This is a genomic window from Oerskovia enterophila, from assembly GCF_044748475.1.
GTDB classification, from domain to species: domain Bacteria; phylum Actinomycetota; class Actinomycetes; order Actinomycetales; family Cellulomonadaceae; genus Oerskovia; species Oerskovia enterophila.
Map to the genome: position 1 here is coordinate 116,814 of NZ_JBIVFZ010000002.1, position 18,747 is coordinate 135,560.

General features: G+C 71.4%; 20 protein-coding genes. All 20 read right to left on the reverse strand.

Annotated elements, in window-relative coordinates; all coding sequences use genetic code 11:
• Positions 1-17 precede the first annotated feature (17 nt).
• Entirely contained in the window at positions 18-542 is a 525-nt protein-coding gene (locus tag ACIPWA_RS05180; protein ID WP_400288582.1) for a DUF1990 family protein, read from the reverse strand.
• The gene (locus ACIPWA_RS05185; RefSeq protein WP_400288585.1) at positions 539-1,522 is read right to left on the reverse strand and encodes a YndJ family protein; all 984 of its coding nucleotides are present in this window, start codon (positions 1,520-1,522) and stop codon (positions 539-541) included. Before ACIPWA_RS05185 ends, ACIPWA_RS05180 begins: the two co-directional genes overlap by 4 nt.
• 1 nt (position 1,523) lies before the next feature.
• Positions 1,524-2,186, reverse strand: a complete 663-nt coding sequence (locus ACIPWA_RS05190) for a TetR/AcrR family transcriptional regulator (protein ID WP_082618462.1) — start codon at positions 2,184-2,186, stop codon at positions 1,524-1,526.
• A gap of 95 nt (positions 2,187-2,281) precedes the next feature.
• Positions 2,282-2,977, reverse strand: coding sequence for an endonuclease NucS (nucS, locus tag ACIPWA_RS05195; protein ID WP_056646199.1), 696 nt, complete (start codon positions 2,975-2,977; stop codon positions 2,282-2,284).
• 196 nt (positions 2,978-3,173) lie between these two features.
• Positions 3,174-3,590, reverse strand: coding sequence for a DUF2550 domain-containing protein (locus tag ACIPWA_RS05200; RefSeq protein ID WP_400288588.1), 417 nt, complete (start codon positions 3,588-3,590; stop codon positions 3,174-3,176).
• 18 nt (positions 3,591-3,608) lie between these two features.
• Positions 3,609-3,893, reverse strand: coding sequence for a F0F1 ATP synthase subunit epsilon (locus ACIPWA_RS05205; protein WP_056646193.1), 285 nt, complete (start codon positions 3,891-3,893; stop codon positions 3,609-3,611).
• Between the two features lie 88 nt (positions 3,894-3,981).
• Positions 3,982-5,463, reverse strand: a complete 1,482-nt coding sequence (gene atpD, locus ACIPWA_RS05210; protein ID WP_191800002.1) for a F0F1 ATP synthase subunit beta — start codon at positions 5,461-5,463, stop codon at positions 3,982-3,984.
• An 85-nt stretch (positions 5,464-5,548) separates the two neighbouring features.
• Positions 5,549-6,445: a F0F1 ATP synthase subunit gamma gene (locus ACIPWA_RS05215; RefSeq protein ID WP_056646186.1), complete on the reverse strand. Its 897-nt coding sequence runs from the start codon at positions 6,443-6,445 to the stop codon at positions 5,549-5,551.
• A 1-nt stretch (position 6,446) separates the two neighbouring features.
• Positions 6,447-8,078 (reverse strand): F0F1 ATP synthase subunit alpha, encoded by a 1,632-nt coding sequence (atpA, locus tag ACIPWA_RS05220; protein WP_400288591.1) that lies wholly within the window; start codon positions 8,076-8,078, stop codon positions 6,447-6,449.
• Positions 8,079-8,212: 134 nt separating this feature from the next.
• On the reverse strand, positions 8,213-9,028 hold the full coding sequence (locus tag ACIPWA_RS05225) for a F0F1 ATP synthase subunit delta (protein ID WP_056646180.1): 816 nt from the start codon (positions 9,026-9,028) through the stop codon (positions 8,213-8,215).
• Complete coding sequence (locus ACIPWA_RS05230) at positions 9,028-9,621, reverse strand: F0F1 ATP synthase subunit B (protein ID WP_056646177.1); 594 nt, start codon at positions 9,619-9,621, stop codon at positions 9,028-9,030. Before ACIPWA_RS05230 ends, ACIPWA_RS05225 begins: the two co-directional genes overlap by 1 nt.
• On the reverse strand, positions 9,621-9,848 hold the full coding sequence (gene atpE, locus ACIPWA_RS05235) for an ATP synthase F0 subunit C (RefSeq protein ID WP_030149959.1): 228 nt from the start codon (positions 9,846-9,848) through the stop codon (positions 9,621-9,623). The genes ACIPWA_RS05230 and atpE overlap by 1 nt, the downstream gene beginning before the upstream one ends.
• 117 nt (positions 9,849-9,965) lie before the next feature.
• Positions 9,966-10,784, reverse strand: coding sequence for a F0F1 ATP synthase subunit A (gene atpB / locus ACIPWA_RS05240; RefSeq protein ID WP_056646174.1), 819 nt, complete (start codon positions 10,782-10,784; stop codon positions 9,966-9,968).
• Between the two features lie 228 nt (positions 10,785-11,012).
• Complete coding sequence (locus tag ACIPWA_RS05245; RefSeq protein ID WP_400288592.1) at positions 11,013-11,519, reverse strand: hypothetical protein; 507 nt, start codon at positions 11,517-11,519, stop codon at positions 11,013-11,015.
• Positions 11,516-12,805 (reverse strand): MraY family glycosyltransferase, encoded by a 1,290-nt coding sequence (locus ACIPWA_RS05250; RefSeq protein ID WP_082849198.1) that lies wholly within the window; start codon positions 12,803-12,805, stop codon positions 11,516-11,518. Before ACIPWA_RS05250 ends, ACIPWA_RS05245 begins: the two co-directional genes overlap by 4 nt.
• Positions 12,802-13,638, reverse strand: a complete 837-nt coding sequence (locus ACIPWA_RS05255; protein WP_400288593.1) for an L-threonylcarbamoyladenylate synthase — start codon at positions 13,636-13,638, stop codon at positions 12,802-12,804. Before ACIPWA_RS05255 ends, ACIPWA_RS05250 begins: the two co-directional genes overlap by 4 nt.
• Before the next feature lie 5 nt (positions 13,639-13,643).
• Positions 13,644-14,648 carry a peptide chain release factor N(5)-glutamine methyltransferase gene (gene prmC / locus ACIPWA_RS05260; RefSeq protein WP_400289641.1) on the reverse strand — a complete coding sequence of 335 codons (1,005 nt, stop codon included), beginning with the start codon at positions 14,646-14,648 and terminating at the stop codon, positions 13,644-13,646.
• Between the two features lie 29 nt (positions 14,649-14,677).
• Positions 14,678-15,766, reverse strand: a complete 1,089-nt coding sequence (gene prfA / locus ACIPWA_RS05265) for a peptide chain release factor 1 (protein WP_056646168.1) — start codon at positions 15,764-15,766, stop codon at positions 14,678-14,680.
• Between the two features lie 214 nt (positions 15,767-15,980).
• Positions 15,981-16,199: a 50S ribosomal protein L31 gene (rpmE, locus tag ACIPWA_RS05270; RefSeq protein WP_056646165.1), complete on the reverse strand. Its 219-nt coding sequence runs from the start codon at positions 16,197-16,199 to the stop codon at positions 15,981-15,983.
• Positions 16,200-16,363: 164 nt separating this feature from the next.
• Complete coding sequence (gene rho / locus ACIPWA_RS05275) at positions 16,364-18,478, reverse strand: transcription termination factor Rho (RefSeq protein WP_400288596.1); 2,115 nt, start codon at positions 18,476-18,478, stop codon at positions 16,364-16,366.
• Positions 18,479-18,747: the final 269 nt, after the last annotated feature.

The window sequence follows — 18,747 nt, forward strand, 5'->3', positions numbered from 1 at the left end:
AGGGCCGAGACGGCCCGTCAGCCGTCACGCAGGAGCTTGCGTGCCGCCCGGGCGAGGTGCGCGATGTACAGCCGCTGGAACGTCGGGACGAACAGACGCACCGCCGAGACCCAGCGGACCGCTGGGTTGCTGAAGACGTCGACCACGAACCACACGTCCCCGGCCGCGTCCCGCTCGAGCACGAACGCCTCCTCGCCCACGAACACGTGGCCGGGCAGGGTCCCGTAGCCGAACCCGATGCGCTGCTCCTCGCGCTCGACCCACACGATCTCGCAGGGCTCCTCGAGCCGCACCCTGCCCACGCCGAGCCGCGTGACGACGCGACCTCCCGGCTCCGCGACCGGGGCCGACGTCTCGATCCGCACGTGAGCCGCCGCGTGCACCTGCCAGGTCAGGAGCTGCTCGCCCAGGCGTCCGAGCTCCGCGACCGTGCAGGGCCGCTCGGAGAGCCGGTGGCGCAGGCGGAGGTGGGCGTAGCCCGCGGGCAGCTCCGCGGCGCGCGTCGCGCCCACCTCGGGGTAGGTCGTGCGGCTCTGCGTCATGCCTGTCTCCGTCCTGGGGTCCTGCTGGGTCTGTGTGGCCGGGTGGCCGTTCCTTGCAGCGCCGGGACGCCGGGCCCCTCGCGCTCGAGCCGCTCCCCCGCCGCACCCCGGACCACCCGGAGGCCCAGCAGCGTGCACAGCGCGAACCCGACCGCGTTGGCCACGCCGTGCGTCGCGGCCATCTGCCCGATGCTCGGGTGCGGCAGCCCGGTCGCCTCACCCACGGCCCACCACACCGCGAGCAGCATCGAGCACGCCACCGCGACGGATCCGGCGACGAGCAGCCCCCGTGCCCAGCCCCGTGCCGCGAGCCCGAGGGCGGCCCACGCGGTGCACCACAGCGCCCCCGTGAGCACGAGCGCACCCGCCAGCTCGGCCACGTCGCCCAGGAAGTAGCCCACGAGGACCAGTCCCGTGCCGACCGGCACACCCCACGCGCCCGCTCGCGCGGCGCGGCCCCGGTCCGGGGCCCGGTGGGTGTCGGAAGTGTCCGGGTCGCGGGGGTCGTCGTGCCCGGCACCTTGCCCGGCGACGAGCCCCGCGACCAGGGCCGCGGCGAACCCCGCGAAGAGCATGTGCGGGACCGTCAGCGCGAGGTAGGTCCCCGAGAAGCCGAGCAGCCCCCAGCCGCCGCGGTCGGCGAGCATCGCGGCGGCACCGACGCTCGGCAGGGCGAGCGCCACGCCGACGGCGAGCCGCACACCGAGCGGGCGTGGCGCCGTCGGGCCGGGGAGCGCCGCGCGGACCGCGGCGACGAGCAGCACCGCCGACCCCGCGAGGAAGGGGACGGTCGCGACCTGCGCCCACAGTCCGTGCGGGAGCCACGCCCCGGCGGCGGCCGCCGCCCCTGCCACGGGCCACCACGCCCCGCCCGCCCCGGGCACGACGCGAGGCCCGAGCAGCGACAGCCCGAGCGGGAGGACCGCGACGAGCCCGAACGCGACCACGAGGTCCACGAGCAGGGCGGTCGATGCGGACACCTCAGCCTCGCAGGGACGACGTCAGGCGCAGGACGTCGTCGACGACCCCGCGGGCGACCGGGAGACGGGACAGGCGCACGAGCTTGCCCACGATGGGGCTCGCCCCGGCGACCAGGCGCCGCGTGCGCGCTGTGCCCGACGACGAGTCCTGGACCCAGAAGAGCGTCACCCCGAGCTGGGCGAACCAGAGCAGCTCGGGGAGCTGCGCCCGCAGGGAGGGGGGCACCGCGGGCGAGGCGCCGGCCACGAGGTCCTCGAAGATCCCGAGCGAGAGCTCGCGAGCCTCGCGCGACGCCTCGCTGAACGGGTTGGCGGCCGCGCCCGGCCGGATCGCGACCGAGACGAACTCCGCGCCGAACGAGTGGTAGGGCGCGAAGACGTCGATCGACGCGTCGAGCACGCGGCGCAGCCGGTCGGTGAGCGACCCGCCCTGCGCGAGGATCTCGTCGGCGGCGACCCGGTGCGCACGCAGGACGTCGAGGTAGAGCTCCTGGACCAGGTGGTCCTTGGACGGGAAGTAGTAGTAGGCGTTGCCCGTGCTCACGCCCGCCGCGGACGCGATGGACCGCATGGTCGTGGCCTCGTAGCCCTGCTCGCGCAGCATCGCGAGGGCCACCCCGAGGACCTTGGCCCGGGTCTCCTCCGACTTGGGGGTGGGGCTCATGAGGTCGCCCCGGTCGCCGTGCGCGGGTTTTTGAACATGTTCAAAAATGTAGCACGAGAGAAGCCCGCGCACCGCGCGGGTGTGCGGGCTCCGGGTCAGAAGAGGCGCGAGTCCACGTCGTCGACCCCGCGCATCGCGTCGTAGTCCAGGACCAGGCAGCCGATCCCCCGGTCGGTCGCCAGGACGCGCGCCTGCGGCTTGATCTCCTGCGCCGCGAACACGCCGCGCACGGGGGCCAGCAGCGGGTCGCGGTTCAGCAGGTCGAGGTACCGCGTGAGCTGCTCGACGCCGTCGATGTCTCCGCGGCGCTTGATCTCGACCGCGACCGTCGCGCCGTCCTTGTCACGGGCCAGGATGTCGACCGGACCGATCGCCGTGGGGTACTCCCGGCGGATCAGGGTGTGCCCCGTCCCGAGGAGCTGGATCTGCGCCGCGAGCATCTCCTGCAGGTGGGCCTCGACGCCGTCCTTGATGAGACCCGGGTCGATCCCGAGGTCGTGAGCCGAGTCGTGCAGGACCTCGTGCAGCTCGATCTCGAGGCGGTCGTCGCTCTTGGCGTGCTGAACCGCCCAGACCTGGGTCACGCCGCGCTCGCGCGCCGTCTCGTCGGGCTCGGTGACAGCCATGGAGCACGGGGGGCTCATCCAGTTCAGCGGCTTGTACGAGCCACCGTCCGAGTGCAGGAGCACGCTGCCGTCCGCCTTGACCAGCAGCACGCGGGTCGCGAGCGGGAGATGGGCCGAGAGCCGACCCGTGTAGTGGGCCGAGCACTGGGCAACCACGAGACGCACGAAGAACTCCTCAGACCGGGATGACGCAAGACCGGGGACGACGACGGAGAGCGACGCTGGCACAGCGCCGACCGGGACGGACGGGTGAGCCACCAGCTCACGGGGTGCGGCGCCGGCGGGACGGACGAGAGCGAGGCGGCGCCGGGCCGGAGGGGCAGACGAGCCGCCGCCGGACGGCCAGGCTACGCGCAGGCCCTCAGACGACCACGCCGCGGCGGCCGGGAGGGGCCGCCTCGAGCCACGATGCCAGGCCCGCGTAGGCCCCGCTCGACATGAGCAGCTCGAACCGCCTGCCCTCGTACGAGCACTCGACCAGGAAGAGGTCGCGGTCAGGGGCCTCGACGGGGCGACGGGACACGATCACGAGGTCCTGGCGGCGCCAGGACCTCGCGGGGCGCAGGGACAAGGACCAGCAGCGCCACCAGTCGATGCGTCCGACGCCGTAGTGCGCGATGCCGAGCGACCACGAGGCCTGCTCGGCGCCCGCCGGGCGGGCGCTGCACTCGAACGAGCCGACCCGGTGGGCGATGGCCCGGAGACGCAACGCCCCCAGCCCGACCACGACCAGGACCACCAGAAGGAGTCCGATCGCGATCCAGGCGGGGAGCGGCACGTGTGCTACCTGGTCCCGTCAGTGGCCGGAGACGGCGGAGGCGTCGAGCACCTCGGCGTCGTCGACCACGAGCATGACCTGGTTGGAGTCCACCGAGAGGAAGCCGCCGGTGACCTTGACGGCGATCTTCTCGCCGGAGACCCCGGTGATCCGGACGGTGCCCGCCTCCAGGACGGACAGGACCGGTGAGTGGTCCGCGAGGATCCCGATCTCACCGTCGGCGGCCGGCGCGCTCACTGCGCGCGCGGTCCCGGACCAGATCTTGCGGTCCGCCGCCACGAGGTCGACGTTCAGTTGTGCCACTTGAACTCCTTCATGTCGGTGCACGGGTCTGACGAAGCGCGCCGCGTGCTCGGCCGGTGGGCCGAGCGCGCGGCGCGCTCACGTCGAATCAGACGCCGTACTCCTTCTGGATGCGGGCCCAGTTGCGCTCGAGGTCCTCGAGGCCACCGATGTTGAAGAACGCCTGCTCCGAGATGTGGTCGAACTCGCCGTCCGCGATCTTCTTGAACGCCTCGATGGTCTCCGTCAGCGGAACCGTCGAACCCACGACACCCGTGAACTTCTCGGCCATGTAGGTGTTCTGCGAGAGGAACTGCTGGATGCGGCGCGCACGCGCCACGACCGTCTTGTCCTCCTCGGAGAGCTCGTCCACACCGAGGATCGCGATGATGTCCTGGAGCTCCTTGTTGCGCTGCAGGATCGACTTGACGCGCGTCGCGACGTCGTAGTGCTCCTGGCCCACGTACCGCGGGTCGAGGATGCGCGACGACGAGGTCAACGGGTCGATCGCCGGGTACAGACCCTTCGAGGCGATCTCACGCGAGAGCTCGGTGGTCGCGTCCAGGTGGGCGAACGTGGTCGCCGGCGCCGGGTCGGTGTAGTCGTCGGCAGGGACGTAGATCGCCTGGAGCGACGTGATCGAGTGACCACGCGTCGAGGTGATGCGCTCCTGGAGCAGACCCATCTCGTCGGCCAGGTTCGGCTGGTAGCCCACCGCGGAGGGCATGCGCCCGAGCAGCGTGGAGACCTCGGAACCGGCCTGCGTGAAGCGGAAGATGTTGTCGATGAAGAGCAGCACGTCCTGCTTCTGGACGTCACGGAAGTACTCCGCCATGGTGAGCGCGGAGAGCGCGACGCGAAGACGCGTGCCCGGCGGCTCGTCCATCTGGCCGAAGACGAGTGCCGTCTTGTCGAAGACGCCCGCCTCCTCCATCTCGACGATCAGGTCGTTGCCCTCACGCGTGCGCTCGCCGACACCGGCGAACACCGAGACACCACCGTGGTTCTGCGCCACACGCTGGATCATCTCCTGGATGAGGACCGTCTTGCCGACGCCCGCACCACCGAAGAGGCCGATCTTCCCACCCTGCACGTACGGCGTCAGGAGGTCGATCGACTTGATGCCGGTCTCGAACATGTTGGTCTTCGACTCGAGCTGGTCGAATGCCGGGGGCTTGCGGTGGATGGGCCAGCGCTCGGTGATCTCGAGCTTCTCGCCCTCCGCGAGGTTGAGCACGTCACCGGTCACGTTGAACACGTGGCCCTTGGTGATGTCGCCCACGGGGACGCTGATCGGCGCGCCCGTGTCGGTGACGACCGCGCCACGGACCAGGCCGTCGGTCGGCTTGAGGGCGATCGCACGGATGAGCGAGTCACCCAGGTGCTGTGCGACCTCGAGGGTCAGTCGGAAGGACTTCTCCCCCTCGCCCTGGCCGGACAGGTCGATGTCCACGGTCAGTGCGTTGTAGATCTCGGGGATGGCGTCGGACGGGAACTCGATGTCGACGACGGGGCCGATCACGCGGGCGACACGGCCCACGCCGGGTCCGCTCTGGTGCTCGACCTGGGCTTCCACGGTGGTGGCGGTCATTACTGGCCTCGCTTCGCAGGGCCGGAGAGAGCTCCGGCAGGTTCGGTGCAGGTGATGGAGATCGACGTGTTCGTCGTGCGGTACCTCACGACGCCGCCAGGGCGTCGGCACCCGAGACGATCTCGCTGATCTCCTGGGTGATGTCGGCCTGTCGTGCCTGGTTCGCAAGTCGCGTGTACATGCGGACCAGGTCCTCGGCGTTGTCCGTCGCGGTGTGCATCGCGCGCTGGCGGGCGGCCAGCTCCGACGCGGCCGCCTGCAGGAGGCAGCTGTAGATGCGGCTGCGCACGTAGCGCGGCAGCAGTGCGTCGAGGACGGCCTCGGACGAGGGCTCGAAGTCGTACAGCGGGAGCACGTCGTGCTGGCCCGCAGGAGCGACACCCTCGACGACCTCGAGAGGGAGCATCCGCACGACCCGGGGACGCTGCGTGACCATGTTCACGAACTGCGTGTACACGATGTGCAGCTCACCGACGCCACCCTCGTCCGCCGGGGCGAGGAACGCCTCCAGCAGGGTGTCGGCGATGTCCCGGGCGACGTCCGCAGTGGGTGCGTCCGAACCGCCGGTCCACGACTGGGCGAGCTCACGGTGACGGAACGTGTAGTAGGTCACGGCGCGACGCCCGGCGGCGTAGAGCGCGACCTCCTTGCCCTCGTGCGTGAGGCGCTCGACGAGCCGCTCCGTCTCGCGGATGATCGACGCCGAGTAGGCGCCGGCCATGCCGCGGTCCGAGGCGACCACGAGCACCGCGACGCGGTTCGTGTCGGTGCGCTCGGACGTCAGCGGGTGCCGCGTCGTGGAGTGCGTCGCGACCGCCGAGACCGCCTGCGTGATCGCCTGGGCGTACGGGCCGGCCTCGGCGGACCGGGCGCGGGCGCGCCCGATCCTCGACGCCGCGATGAGCTCCTGCGCGCGGAACATCTTCTTCAGGGACTGCGTCGACTTGATCCGCTGCTTGTAGACGCGCTGGGATCCGGCCATGTCAGGCCTTCTTCTGCCGGACGATCTGCTCCTGCTCGACGACGACGCCCTCTTCCTCGTCAGCGTCTCCACCGACGAGCGGCGAACCGTCGCCCTTGAGGAAGCCGTTGCGGAAGTCGTCGATGCCCTGAGCGAGCGCAGACTCGACCTCGTCCGAGAGCTTGCCGGTCGAGGCGATCGTGCCGAGCACGTCCGTGTTGCGGCGCAGGTGGTCGAGCAGCTCGCTCTCGAAGCGGCGCACGTCCTCGAGCGGAACGTCGTCCAGCTTGCCCTTGGTGCCAGCCCAGATCGAGGCGACCTGGTCCTCGACCGGGTACGGCGAGTACTGACCCTGCTTGAGGAGCTCCATGAGGCGAGCGCCACGGGTCAGCTGGCCGCGCGAGGCCGCGTCGAGGTCCGAGGCGAACATCGCGAAGGCCTCGAGCGAGCGGTACTGGGCGAGCTCGAGCTTGAGCGTGCCGGAGACCTGCTTCATGGCCTTGACCTGTGCGGCACCGCCGACTCGGGAGACCGAGATGCCGACGTCGACCGCGGGGCGCTGGTCGGCGTTGAAGAGGTCCGACTGGAGGAAGATCTGGCCGTCGGTGATCGAGATGACGTTGGTCGGGATGTACGCCGACACGTCGTTCGCCTTGGTCTCGATGACGGGCAGGCCCGTCATGGAGCCCGCACCGAGCTCGTCCGAGAGCTTCGCACAACGCTCGAGCAGACGGGAGTGCAGGTAGAAGACGTCACCGGGGTACGCCTCGCGGCCCGGCGGGCGGCGGAGGAGCAGCGACACGGCACGGTAGGCCTCGGCCTGCTTCGACAGGTCGTCGAACACGATGAGGACGTGCTTGCCGCCGTACATCCAGTGCTGGCCGATGGCCGAGCCGGTGTAGGGCGCGAGGTACTTGAAGCCTGCCGGGTCGGAGGCCGGGGCCGCGACGATCGTCGTGTACTCGAGCGCTCCGGCCTCTTCCAGCGCGCCGCGGACGGCGGCGATGGTCGAGCCCTTCTGGCCGATAGCGACGTAGATGCAGCGGACCTGCTTGGTCGGGTCGCCGGTCTCCCAGTTCGCCTTCTGGTTGATGATCGTGTCGATCGCGATCGCGGTCTTGCCGGTCTGGCGGTCACCGATGATCAGCTGGCGCTGACCGCGGCCCACCGGGATCATCGAGTCGATCGCCTTGAGGCCGGTCTGCAGCGGCTCGTGGACCGACTTGCGGTCCATGACGCCGGGGGCCTGCAGCTCGAGGGCGCGGCGGCCCTCGGTCGCGATCTCACCGAGACCGTCGATCGGCTGGCCCAGCGGGTCGACGACGCGACCCAGGTAGCCGTCGCCGACGGCGACCGAGAGGACCTCGCCGGTCCGGCGGACCTCCTGGCCCTCCTCGATCCCGGTGAACTCACCCAGGACGACGACACCGATCTGGCGAACGTCCAAGTTCAGGGCAAGGCCGAGGGTGCCGTCCTCGAAGCGCAGCAGCTCGTTGGCCATTGCGCCCGGAAGGCCTTCCACCTGGGCGATGCCGTCAGCGGCAAGGGTGACGCGACCGACTTCCTCGGTCACCGCACCCTGGGGCTCGTAGGACTTCACGAAGCTGTCCAGCGCGGCCCTGATCTCGTCGGGCCGGATCGTCAGCTCAGCCATTGCTCTTCTCCTGTCGTGGCCGCCCCGCGAGGTGCGGGAACGGTCGAACGTTCTTGTCAGTTCGCCGGCTCGGGAGCCGGCAGGGTGTCGACGACACCGGGGGCCGCGAGGACCTCAGTGTTCGGGCGAACAGGTCAGCTGACCAGTCGTCTGCGTGCATCGGCCAGGCGGGAGAGCACCGTCGAGTCGACGACGTCCGCTCCGACCTGGACGCGCAGGCCGCCGAGGACCTCGGGGTCCACGGTGACGTTCAGCTGGACTGCCCGGCCGTACGCGCGCTCGAGGAGCGCGGACAGACGGTCCTGCTGTGCCTGGCTGAGCACCGCACCGGTCGTCACCGAGGCGACGAGACGACGACGACGCTGTGCGGCGACCTCCCCGAGCCACACGAGGGTGGCCACGAAGCGACGCCCCCGGGGTGCGATGGTCGCCCGCTCCGCGAGGAACTGGGTGACCGGGTCGACCTTGCCCGCGAGCAGCGCGTCGACGAACGCCTTGCGACGAGCGGGGTCCGTGGAGGTCTCGGTGAGCACTCGACGTGCCTCGCGCTCCCCGACGAGCGACCGCGTGATGCGGAAGAGCTCGTCCTCGACGCGCTCGAGCGCGCCGCGGGCCTCGGCCGAGGCCAGGACCGCGTCGACACCGAGGTGCTCGACGGCGTCCGCGATGTCCACGTCGCGCGCCCAGCGTCCGCGGGCGACGCCCGAGACGAGGTCGACCACACGACCGTCGAAGCCCTCCCGGAGGAGGTCGGCGGCCAGGGCCGCCTTGTCCTCGCCCGACCGCGACGGGTCGGCGAGGGCGCGACGCAGGGGCACCGAGGCGTCCAGCGCCGCGGCGACGGTGAGGAGCTGCTCGCCCAGGGCGAAGGCTCCTTCACCCGCCGCGCGCAGCACCGGCTCGAAACGCTCCTGAGCCTGCGCGAGGGAGGCTCCGCTCGTCCCGCGCATCAGCCCTCCTTGCCGTTGGCCGCCGCGCTGGCAGCCCCGGCTCCCGCAGCCTCGAGCTCGTCGAGGAAGCGGTCCACGACACGCGACTGACGTGCGGAGTCCTCGAGGGACTCGCCGACGATCTTCGACGCGAGCTGGGTCGCGAGCGTCCCCACGTCGTTGCGCAGCGAGACCGACGCCTGCTGGCGCTCGGCCTCGATCTGGCGGTGTGCCGTCTCGACGATGCGAGCGGCCTCCTCGCCGGCCTTGACCTTCTGGTCGGCCACGATGGCCGTGCCCTCGGCGCGCGCGTCCTCACGGATCTTCGCGGCCTCGGTGCGTGCCTCCTGGAGCTGCTGGTGGTACTCCGCCAGCGCTGCCGCGGCCTCGGCCTGAGCGGACTCAGCCTTGGCCAGGCCACCCTCGATCTTGGCCGTGCGCTCGTCGAGCACCGCCTGGAACTTGGGAAGGACCATCTTGTAGAAGACGACCGCGATGATGATCAGGACGACCGCCGACCAGAAGAGGTCGTAGAACGGCGGAAGGAACAGCTGGATGGGGTCGACCTCGCCAGACTCTGCGGCGAGGACCGCCTGGGGGCCGATGGTCGACATCAGAAGATGAAGCCAGCGACGAAGCCGAGCAGGGCGAGGATCTCGACGAAGGCCAGACCGATGAACATGGTGCCGCGGAGCTGGCCGGCGACCTCGGGCTGGCGGGCCATGCCCTCGACCGTCTTGCCGATCAGGATGCCGAGGCCGATGCCCGGGCCGATCGCGGCGATGCCGTAGCCGATGGTGTTGATGCTGCCTTCGACAGCGGCGAGGGTGGTGACGTCCACGGTGTTTCCTTCCGTTGGGCGCCCGGTCGTGCGAACGGGCGTCAGGTGCGTTGCGTCAGGTGGAGCTCAGGGACGGCGCCGACGCCGAGGCGGCGGAACCAGGGTCTGCGGTGCGGGTCAGTGCTCTTCTTCGATCGACATGTTGATGTAGACCGTGGCGAGGAGCGCGAAGATGTACGCCTGCAGGCCCGCGACGAAGACCTCGAAGAGGGTGATCGCGATGCCCCCGGCGAGCGTCAGGGCGCTGATCGCCTTGAGGGCCGGAGCGGCCTCGAGCAGGAGGAAGTTCGTGGCGGCGAAGCACAGGACCAGCATGATGTGGCCGGCGACCATGTTCGCGGTCAGTCGGATGACCAGCGAGGCCGGGCGGATGATCAGGAGCTGGAGCAGCTCGATCGGCGCCAGGATGAAGTAGATCGGGAACGGCACGCCCGGGGGGAACAGGTTCGCCCGGATGTAGCCCCACAGGCCGTGCTGGCGGATGCCCGCGGCCCAGTAGGCCACGAAGACCCACAGGGCCAGGAGGATCGCCACGCCGGCGACCGAGGTGCCCGAGAGGTTCAGCCCGGGCACGACACCCGTGAGGTTGAACGCGAGGATCGTCACGAAGATCGTCGTGATCATCGGGACGTAGCGGCGAGCCCGCTCGGTCCCCATGATCTCCTCGACGATGTTCACGCGAGCGAAGTCGAGGACCATCTCGACGCCGTTCTGGAACCTGCCGGGCACGAGCTTGGCGCGCCGGGCCGCGATGAGGAAGATCGTCAGCAGGACGATCGTCGCGATCACACGGATGAGCTGCAGCCGGTTGAACTCGAACGGGGTGCCGGCGAAGAGAATGGCATCGGGGAAGAACTCACCGATCGTCGGCGCGTGGAAGCCGCCTTCGCCTTCTGCAGCGGCAACGAAGGGAGAGGGGGTCGCGAGCGTGAACAGGGTGGACTCCCAGTGGTCGTCGGTTTCCGGGGCCGTGCGCGGGCACGCCGTCGGACCAGGCCTTCATGGATTCGCCGATAGCCTAACGCATGTTCGGACCTTCACAGGTCACTCACGTCGGGCAGATCAGCGCGAGGTGGGTCTAAGATGCCCCGGCGCCGGTCGATGTGCGTCCCGGCGGCCGGGTCTCGCTGCGCCGTCGGGAGCGGTCCCGACCGGCTCGCGAACTCAGGACTTGGGCGTCACGTACGGGATACGGCCGCGGTCGACCGCACGGTAGTCGAGCAGCGCCGAGCCGATCACTCCCACGAGGAGCACCACGGCGAACACGACCCGGTCGTAGAACTCGTAGTTCCGCAGGACCGCGAGGACGATCCCGAGCAGGACGATCTTGACGAGCCAGCTGCCCAGCACGACGGCGGCGGTCGTCGTCGGGGTCGAGCGGGCCGTGCGGGCCATGGCCACGATCGTCGTCCCGGAGAAGACGAGCGCGATCCCGACGCCCATGAGAGCTCCCCACACGCCGGCCGTCCCGGCCAGGAGCGCGCCGAGCGCGACGCCCAGGACGAGCAGCCCGACGAGCAGGATCAGGGTGTCGCGCAGGGCCGTGCGGAACACTGCGCTCACGGCGTCACCGACCGCGTCGGCCGTGACCTCGCCGGGCTGGGCCTGCGAGGCCGGCTGCTCCGAAGGGGTCGTGGGGTCGTCGGCGCCGTGGGGCGTGGGAGTCGTCATCGGGAGGTTCCTTCAGGGTGGGCCGGGCCGGTGCGGGCCGGTCGGGGGTCAGGATCGGGGACGGGCGCGGTGGTGCTCGGCGTCGCGCCCGAGACCGTGCTGCGGACGACGGGCGAGGCGCCGCTCGGCGCTCCCGCGCGCCGCGGGACGGTCGTCGGGATGCCCTCGGGCGCGGTCACCGCGTCGTCGTCGAGGAACCGGCCACGGGAGCGCAGGGGCCCGAGCGTGAGCAGCAGCGCGATCACGATCGCCACGCCGAGCCCGATCGCCACGGTCTCCGCGGGCCACCACACGAGCGACACGGCCCCGAACGCGAACACCGCGGTCCACAGGTACATGATGATCACGGCGCGGCGGTGCGAGTGCCCGAGCGCGAGGAGCCGGTGGTGCAGGTGGAGCCGGTCCGGGTGGAAGGGTGACTTGCCCGTCCCGACCCGGCGGAGCACCGCGAGGACCATGTCGAGCAGCGGGAGCAGGATCACGGCCAGGGGCAGCAGGATGGGGATGAGCGTGCGCTGCTTGCTCGGGTCCACCGCGACACCGGGGTCGATGTTGCCCGTCACGACGATGACCGCCGCGCCGAGCACGAGCCCGAGCACCATGGAGCCCGAGTCCCCCATGAAGATCCGGGCCGGGTAGAAGTTGTGGGGCAGGAACCCGAGGCAGATGCCGACGAGCCCGGCCATGACGAGCGTCGCGAGGTTCGAGTAGTCGGTCGGGCTCGCCGCGACGGTCAGGCTGTACGTGTAGACGAAGTAGGCCGTGCCGCCGATCGCGATGAGCCCCGCGGCCAGGCCGTCGAGCCCGTCGACGAAGTTGACGGCGTTCATCACCACGACCACCACGAGCACCGTGACGATGAGCGAGAGCCGGGGCGAGCCGATCGTGAGCCCGCCGATGGGGAACGTCACGAGCTGCACGCCCTGCCAGGCGATGAAGAGCGCCGCGAGCACCTGTCCCGCGAGCTTGGTCATCCAGTCGAGGTCCCAGATGTCGTCGGCGACACCGAGCAGGCACACGATCACCGCGCCGCCGACGATTGCCCAGGCCTGCTGGTCGGTCGCGAAGACCCCGCTGAGGAAGGGCATCTGGGACGCGAACGTCACCGCGACCACGAGGCCCGCGGTCATCGCGAGCCCTCCCAGGCGGGCGGTCGGGACGGTGTGCACGTCGCGGTCGCGCACGGCAGTGATGGCGCCCGTCCTCGCCGCGACCCAGTAGGCGAGGGGCGTCAGGAGGTACGTGACCGCGGCCGCGATCAGCAGGACGAGCAGATAGACCCTCACCCGTCGTTCGCCTCCGGGTCGCTCGTCGTGGCGGTCGGGGCGGCGTCCGTGGTGGGTGCGGGCACGAGCCCGGGCTCGGACGGCGCGTCGCCGACCACGGCTGCACCGTCTGAGGGCACCTCGTCGGAGCCCGCGGCGTCCGAGGCCGTCTCGGGGGCCTGCGCCTCGTCGTCGGGCTCCTGCGGCTCCTCGCCGAGCCCGAGCACGGGCGCGATCACGCGCATGCGTTCGAGCGAGACGGCCCCCTCCCGGACGACGCGCAGGTGCGGACCGGTCGCGTCGACGATGGTCGAGGCCACTCCCCCGGGTGCGTCGCCGCCGTCCAGGTAGACCGTGACCGAGTCGCCGAGCTGCTCCTGCGCCGTCGTCACGTCGAGGGCTGCGGGGCGACCCGTCGCGTTCGCGCTCGAGACCGCGAGCGGTCCGGTGCGGCGGAGGAGCGCGAGGGCCGCGGGGTGGTCCGGCATGCGCAGCGCGACCGTGCCGTGCGTCTCCCCCAGGTCCCAGGCGAGCGACGGCTGGGCGGGCAGGATGATGGTGAACCCTCCGGGCCAGAACGTCTCGACGAGCGCGCGGGCGTCCGCGGACACGTCGGTCGCGAGGCCGTCGAGGGTCCGCGTGTCCGGGACCAGGACGGGCGGGGGCATCTGCCGCCCGCGCCCCTTCGCGGCGAGCAGGGCCGCGACGGCCTGGGCGTCGAACGCGTCGGCGCCGATCCCGTAGACGGTGTCGGTCGGCAGGACGATCAGCCCGCCGCGCGAGACGGCGTTCACCGCCTCGTCGATCGACGATCCCCAGGCGTTCGGGTCGGTGACGGGGTGCACAGAGCTCACGGTTCTCAGTCTTCCATGTCCGAAGGGTCCGCTTGCGCGGCCGGTGCGTCGCTCGTCGCGCGCACGCGGCGCGCGACGACCATGCGGGGTCTGCCGGTCAGGTCGTCGACGGTCCGGATCTCGTCGAACCCGCCGACCCGGGCCACCATGCCACGGGCCGCCTCGGCCTGGACCTCGGCGTGCTCCATGACGTAGAGCCCGCCGTCGGCCAGGAGCCGGGCCGCGGCGCGCGTCACGCCGCGCGGCACCTCGAGACCGTCGTCGCCCAGGCCGTAGAGCGCGACCTGCGGGTCGTGCAGCGCGACCTCGGGGTCGCGCGGGACCGCGCCCGGCGGGACGTAGGGCGGGTTGGACACGACGACGTCGCACGCCCCGTCGAGGTCGGCGAACGCGGTGCGCGCGTCGCCGCGCACGAGGTGCACGACGGCGCCGCTCTCCGCGCGCGTGCGCGTCACGTTGCGCTCGGCCCAGGAATGGGCATCGCGGTCGAGCTCGACCGCGTGCACCCGGGCCGTGGGGACCTCGGTCGCGAGGGCCAGGGCGATCGCGCCCGAGCCCGTGCACAGGTCGACGGCGACGACCGGCGCCCCGGGCCTGCGCGCGGCGACCTCGAGCGCCTCGTCGATCGCGACCTGTGCGACCTGCTCGGTCTCGGGGCGCGGGACGAACACGCCGGGCCCCACGAGGAGATCGAGGTGCCGGAACGGCGCCGAGCCCGTCAGGTGCTGGAGCGGGACGCGCGCGGCGCGGGCCGCGAGGAGGCGGGCCATCTCGTCGAGCACCTGCTCGGCCGTCCGGTCGGCGCCCGGCGCGCTCCCGCTCGCGAGCAGCAGCGACGCGACGGGCCTGCCGAGCACGGCCGCGGAGACGACCCGTTCACGCGGCACGCCCGCGACGTGCGCGAGCAGCAGCTCGGCGTCCACGCGCGGGGAGTCGATGCCCGCCTGTGCCAGACCGGCCGCAGCCTCCCGCAGGAGGCGCGAGACGTCGTCGGGCAGGCCTGCGGGCATCGGGGCCGGGCCCGGGACCCCGACCGACGTCACGACGCCGCTGCGGCGAGGCGTGCCGCCTCGTCGGCGTCGATGGCCGAGCGGATCACGGGCTCCAGGTCGCCGTCGAGGACCTGGTCCAGGTTGTACGCCTTGTACCCCGTGCGGTGGTCCGCGATGCGGTTCTCCGGGTAGTTGTAGGTCCGGATGCGCTCGGACCGGTCGACCGTGCGCACCTGGGACCGGCGCAGGTCGTTCGCGGCGGCCGCCTCCTCCTCCTGGCGCGCGGCCAGGAGGCGGGCGCGCAGCACGCGCATGGCCTGCTCGCGGTTCTGGAGCTGGGACTTCTCGTTCTGCATCGAGACCGTGATCCCCGTGGGCAGGTGCGTGATGCGCACCGCGGAGTCCGTCGTGTTGACCGACTGCCCGCCCGGGCCCGAGGACCGGTACACGTCGATGCGGAGCTCGTTCTGGTCGATCTCGATCTCGCCCGCGTCCTCGACCTCGGGGAACACGAGCACGCCCGCGGCCGAGGTGTGGATGCGGCCCTGGGACTCGGTCACGGGCACGCGCTGGACGCGGTGCACGCCGCCCTCGTACTTGAGGTTGGCCCACACGCCGTCCGCGGGATCCGTGGCGCCCGCTCGCGCCTTGACCGCGACCTGGACGTCCTTGTAGCCGCCGAGGTCCGAGTCGGTGGCCTCGATGATCTCGGTCTTCCAGCCCCGGCGCTCGGCGTAGCGCAGGTACATGCGCAGCAGGTCGCCCGCGAACAGCGCGGACTCCTCGCCGCCCTCGCCCGCCTTGATCTCGAGGATCACGTCGCGCCCGTCGTCGGGGTCGCGCGGCACGAGGACCCGGCGCAGCTTCTCGGTCGCGGCCGCGGCCGTCTCCTGGAGCGCGGGCAGCTCGGCGGCGAACGAGCTGTCCTCGGCCACCAGCTCGGCCGCGGCCTCGACGTCGTCGGTCGCGTCGCGCCACGCGCGGTAGGCCGCGACGACCTGGCCCAGCTCGGCGTAGCGGCGCCCGAGCGTGCGCGCCCGGCCGGCGTCCGCGTGGACCGCGGGGTCGGCGAGCAGCGTCTCGATCTCGGCGTGCTCGGCGAGCAGGTGTTCGACGGCGGCGAAGGACTCGGTCACGAGGGTGTCCTGACGAGAGGGATGGTTAGGGCTGTCCGGCTGCGTGCGACTCTGCGCGGCCGGTATGGCTGGGTGCGGCTCGGTGCGGGAGCCTCCGGCACGTGCGCGCCGGGCACCCGCCCACCGGGAAAGACGACAGCGCCGGTGGAACGAGCACGCCGCCTGCCCCTGGAGAGGTTGGACGGGCGCTCGGACCACCGGCGCTGGAGAGTCGCTACTTGTCGGCGGCCTTCTTGCCGTAACGAGCCTCGAAGCGAGCCACACGGCCACCGGTGTCGAGGATCTTCTGCTTGCCCGTGTAGAACGGGTGGCAGGCGGAGCAGACGTCGGACGAGATGCGCCCGGACGTCTCGGTGCTGCGCGTGACGAACGTGGAACCGCAGGTGCAGGTCACCTCGGTCACGACGTACGTGGGGTGGATATCAGCCTTCACAGGACTCTCCTCAGTGGGGTGCCCCCGGGTCGCCTGCCTGGACAGCAGCCGTGAACCGGGGACGGGGAAACCAACAGGACATTGTGCCAGACGGGTCCGGCACACGAAAAATCTGCGGGTCGGCCGGCCGTCAGGACGAGGGCGCGACCGACCCGCAGGACGGATCAGACGGCGCGGCCGACCTCTTCGTCGTTGTGGATACCGCCCGGCGTCGTCTTCTGCACCTGGAGCAGGAACTCGACGTTGGACTTGGTCTCCTTGAGCTTGCCGAGCAGCAGCTCGATCGCCTGCTGCTGGTCGAGCGCGCCCATCACGCGGCGCAGCTTGTAGACGATGCGGAGCTCGTCCTGCGGCATGAGGATCTCCTCGCGGCGCGTGCCGGACGCGTTGACGTCCACGGCCGGGAAGATGCGCTTGTCCGCGAGCGAGCGGGAGAGCCGGAGCTCCATGTTTCCCGTGCCCTTGAACTCCTCGAAGATGACCTCGTCCATCTTCGAGCCGGTCTCGACGAGCGCCGAGGCGAGGATCGTGAGCGACCCACCGTTCTCGATGTTGCGCGCCGCACCGAAGAAGCGCTTGGGCGGGTAGAGCGCCGAGGCGTCGACACCACCGGACAGGATGCGCCCCGAGGCCGGAGCCGCGAGGTTGTAGGCGCGCGAGAGACGCGTGAGCGAGTCGAGCAGCACGACGACGTCCTGGCCCAGCTCCACGAGACGCTTGGCGCGCTCGATCGCGAGCTCGGCGACGATCGTGTGGTCGGAGGCCGGACGGTCGAAGGTCGAGGCGATGACCTCGCCCTTGACCGTGCGCTCCATGTCGGTGACCTCTTCGGGTCGCTCGTCCACGAGCACGACCATGAGGTGGACCTCAGGGTTGTTCGTCGTGATCGCGTTGGCGATCTGCTGCATGATGATCGTCTTGCCGGCCTTGGGCGGCGCGACGATCAGGCCACGCTGCCCCTTGCCGATCGGTGCGACGATGTCGATCACGCGCGGCGTGAGTCGACCGACCTCGCCCGTCTCCAGACGCAGGCGCTCCTGCGGGTAGAGCGGCGTGAGCTTGTTGAACTCGGCGCGGTTGCGGGCGGCCTCGGGGGCCATGCCGTTGACCGAGTCGAGACGGACCAGCGCGTTGAACTTCTGGTTGCGCGGTCCCGTCTGCTGGAAGCTCTCGCCGTCGCGGGGCTGACGCACGGCCCCCATGATCGCGTCGCCGCGGCGCAGGCCCGCCTTCTTGACCTGTCCGAGCGAGACGTAGACGTCGTTCGGTCCGGGCAGGTAGCCGCTCGTGCGCACGAACGCGTACTGGTCGAGGACGTCGAGGATGCCCGCGACGGGCAGCAGGACGTCGTCCTCGGTGACCTCGATCTCGTCGAGGCCCGCGACGTCGATGTTCCCGCCGCGCGTGCGTCCGCGCTTGCGGTCGCGGTCGCGGTTGCGGTCGCGACCCCGACGGCGGCGTCCGCCGCGCTCGTCGTAGTCGTCGCCGCCCTGCTGGTCGCGCTGACCCTGCTGACGGTCGGTGCGCTGGCCGCCCTGCTGGTTGCCCTGCGCCTGCTGGTCGCGCTGACCCTGCTGACGGTCGGTGCGCTGACCGCCCTGCTGACGGTCGCCGCCCTGCTGGTCGCGCTGCCCCTGCTGGTCGCGCTGCCCCTGCTGGTCGCGCTGACCCTGCTGCTGACGCTCGCCGCCCTGACGGGCCGCGCCGCCCTCGGGGGCCGTCTCGCGAGCCTGCTCGGCCTCGCCGCCGCGCGGAGCACCGGCGCCCCGACCGGAACGACGCGAACCGCGCTCGGAGCCCGTGACGAGACCGACCGCGGCGGCTGCGCGTGCAGCGCGCTCGTCGGGGGTCTCGCCGGCGACCGGACGGTCGCCGCCGTCGCGAGCCGCACGCGCGGTCTGCTCGAGCAGCGGGGCGATGATGTCGGCTGCCTTGTCGCTGCTCTCGCCCTTGCCGGCGCGCTCGGCGCGTGCGCCTCGCTCGCGGCGAGGACGCTCGATGCTCTCGGTCGCCTGACGTGCGGGCGCCTCGACGGCGGGCAGCACGACCTTCTCGGTCGAGGTGTCCTTCTCCGGCGCGCGACGCGCAGGAGCGGACGCTCCGGCGGGGCGCCCGGAGGCGCTCGTCTCGCCGGAGGTGGAACGGATGACGTCGACAAGATCGCTCTTGCGCATCTTGGACGTGCCCTTCACACCGAGCTGCGAGGCGAGTGCCTGCAGCTCGGGGAGGCGCAGCGTCGAGAGTGCGCCTGCACGGGCGGTGTCGGTGGTGTCTGTCACGAAGGACCCTTCCCCTCGTTTGCGCCCACTTGCTCTGTGCGAGGGGTGGGCCGCGGGTGATCGACGCTCGGCACGTGACGGCCGGAACGCAGTGGAACCACGCGTCAGTGGTACGACGACGTCAGCTGACGTGGGCTGGATTGCCTTCTCGCGGGGTATGAGGCGCAGTCAGTGGTTGCTCTGCCGATGCCCGGGGACTCGGCGGAGATTCGTCGAGGAATCACCGAGGCATCATCACGAACCTGCGAAGGCTCAATGGATTCTACCAT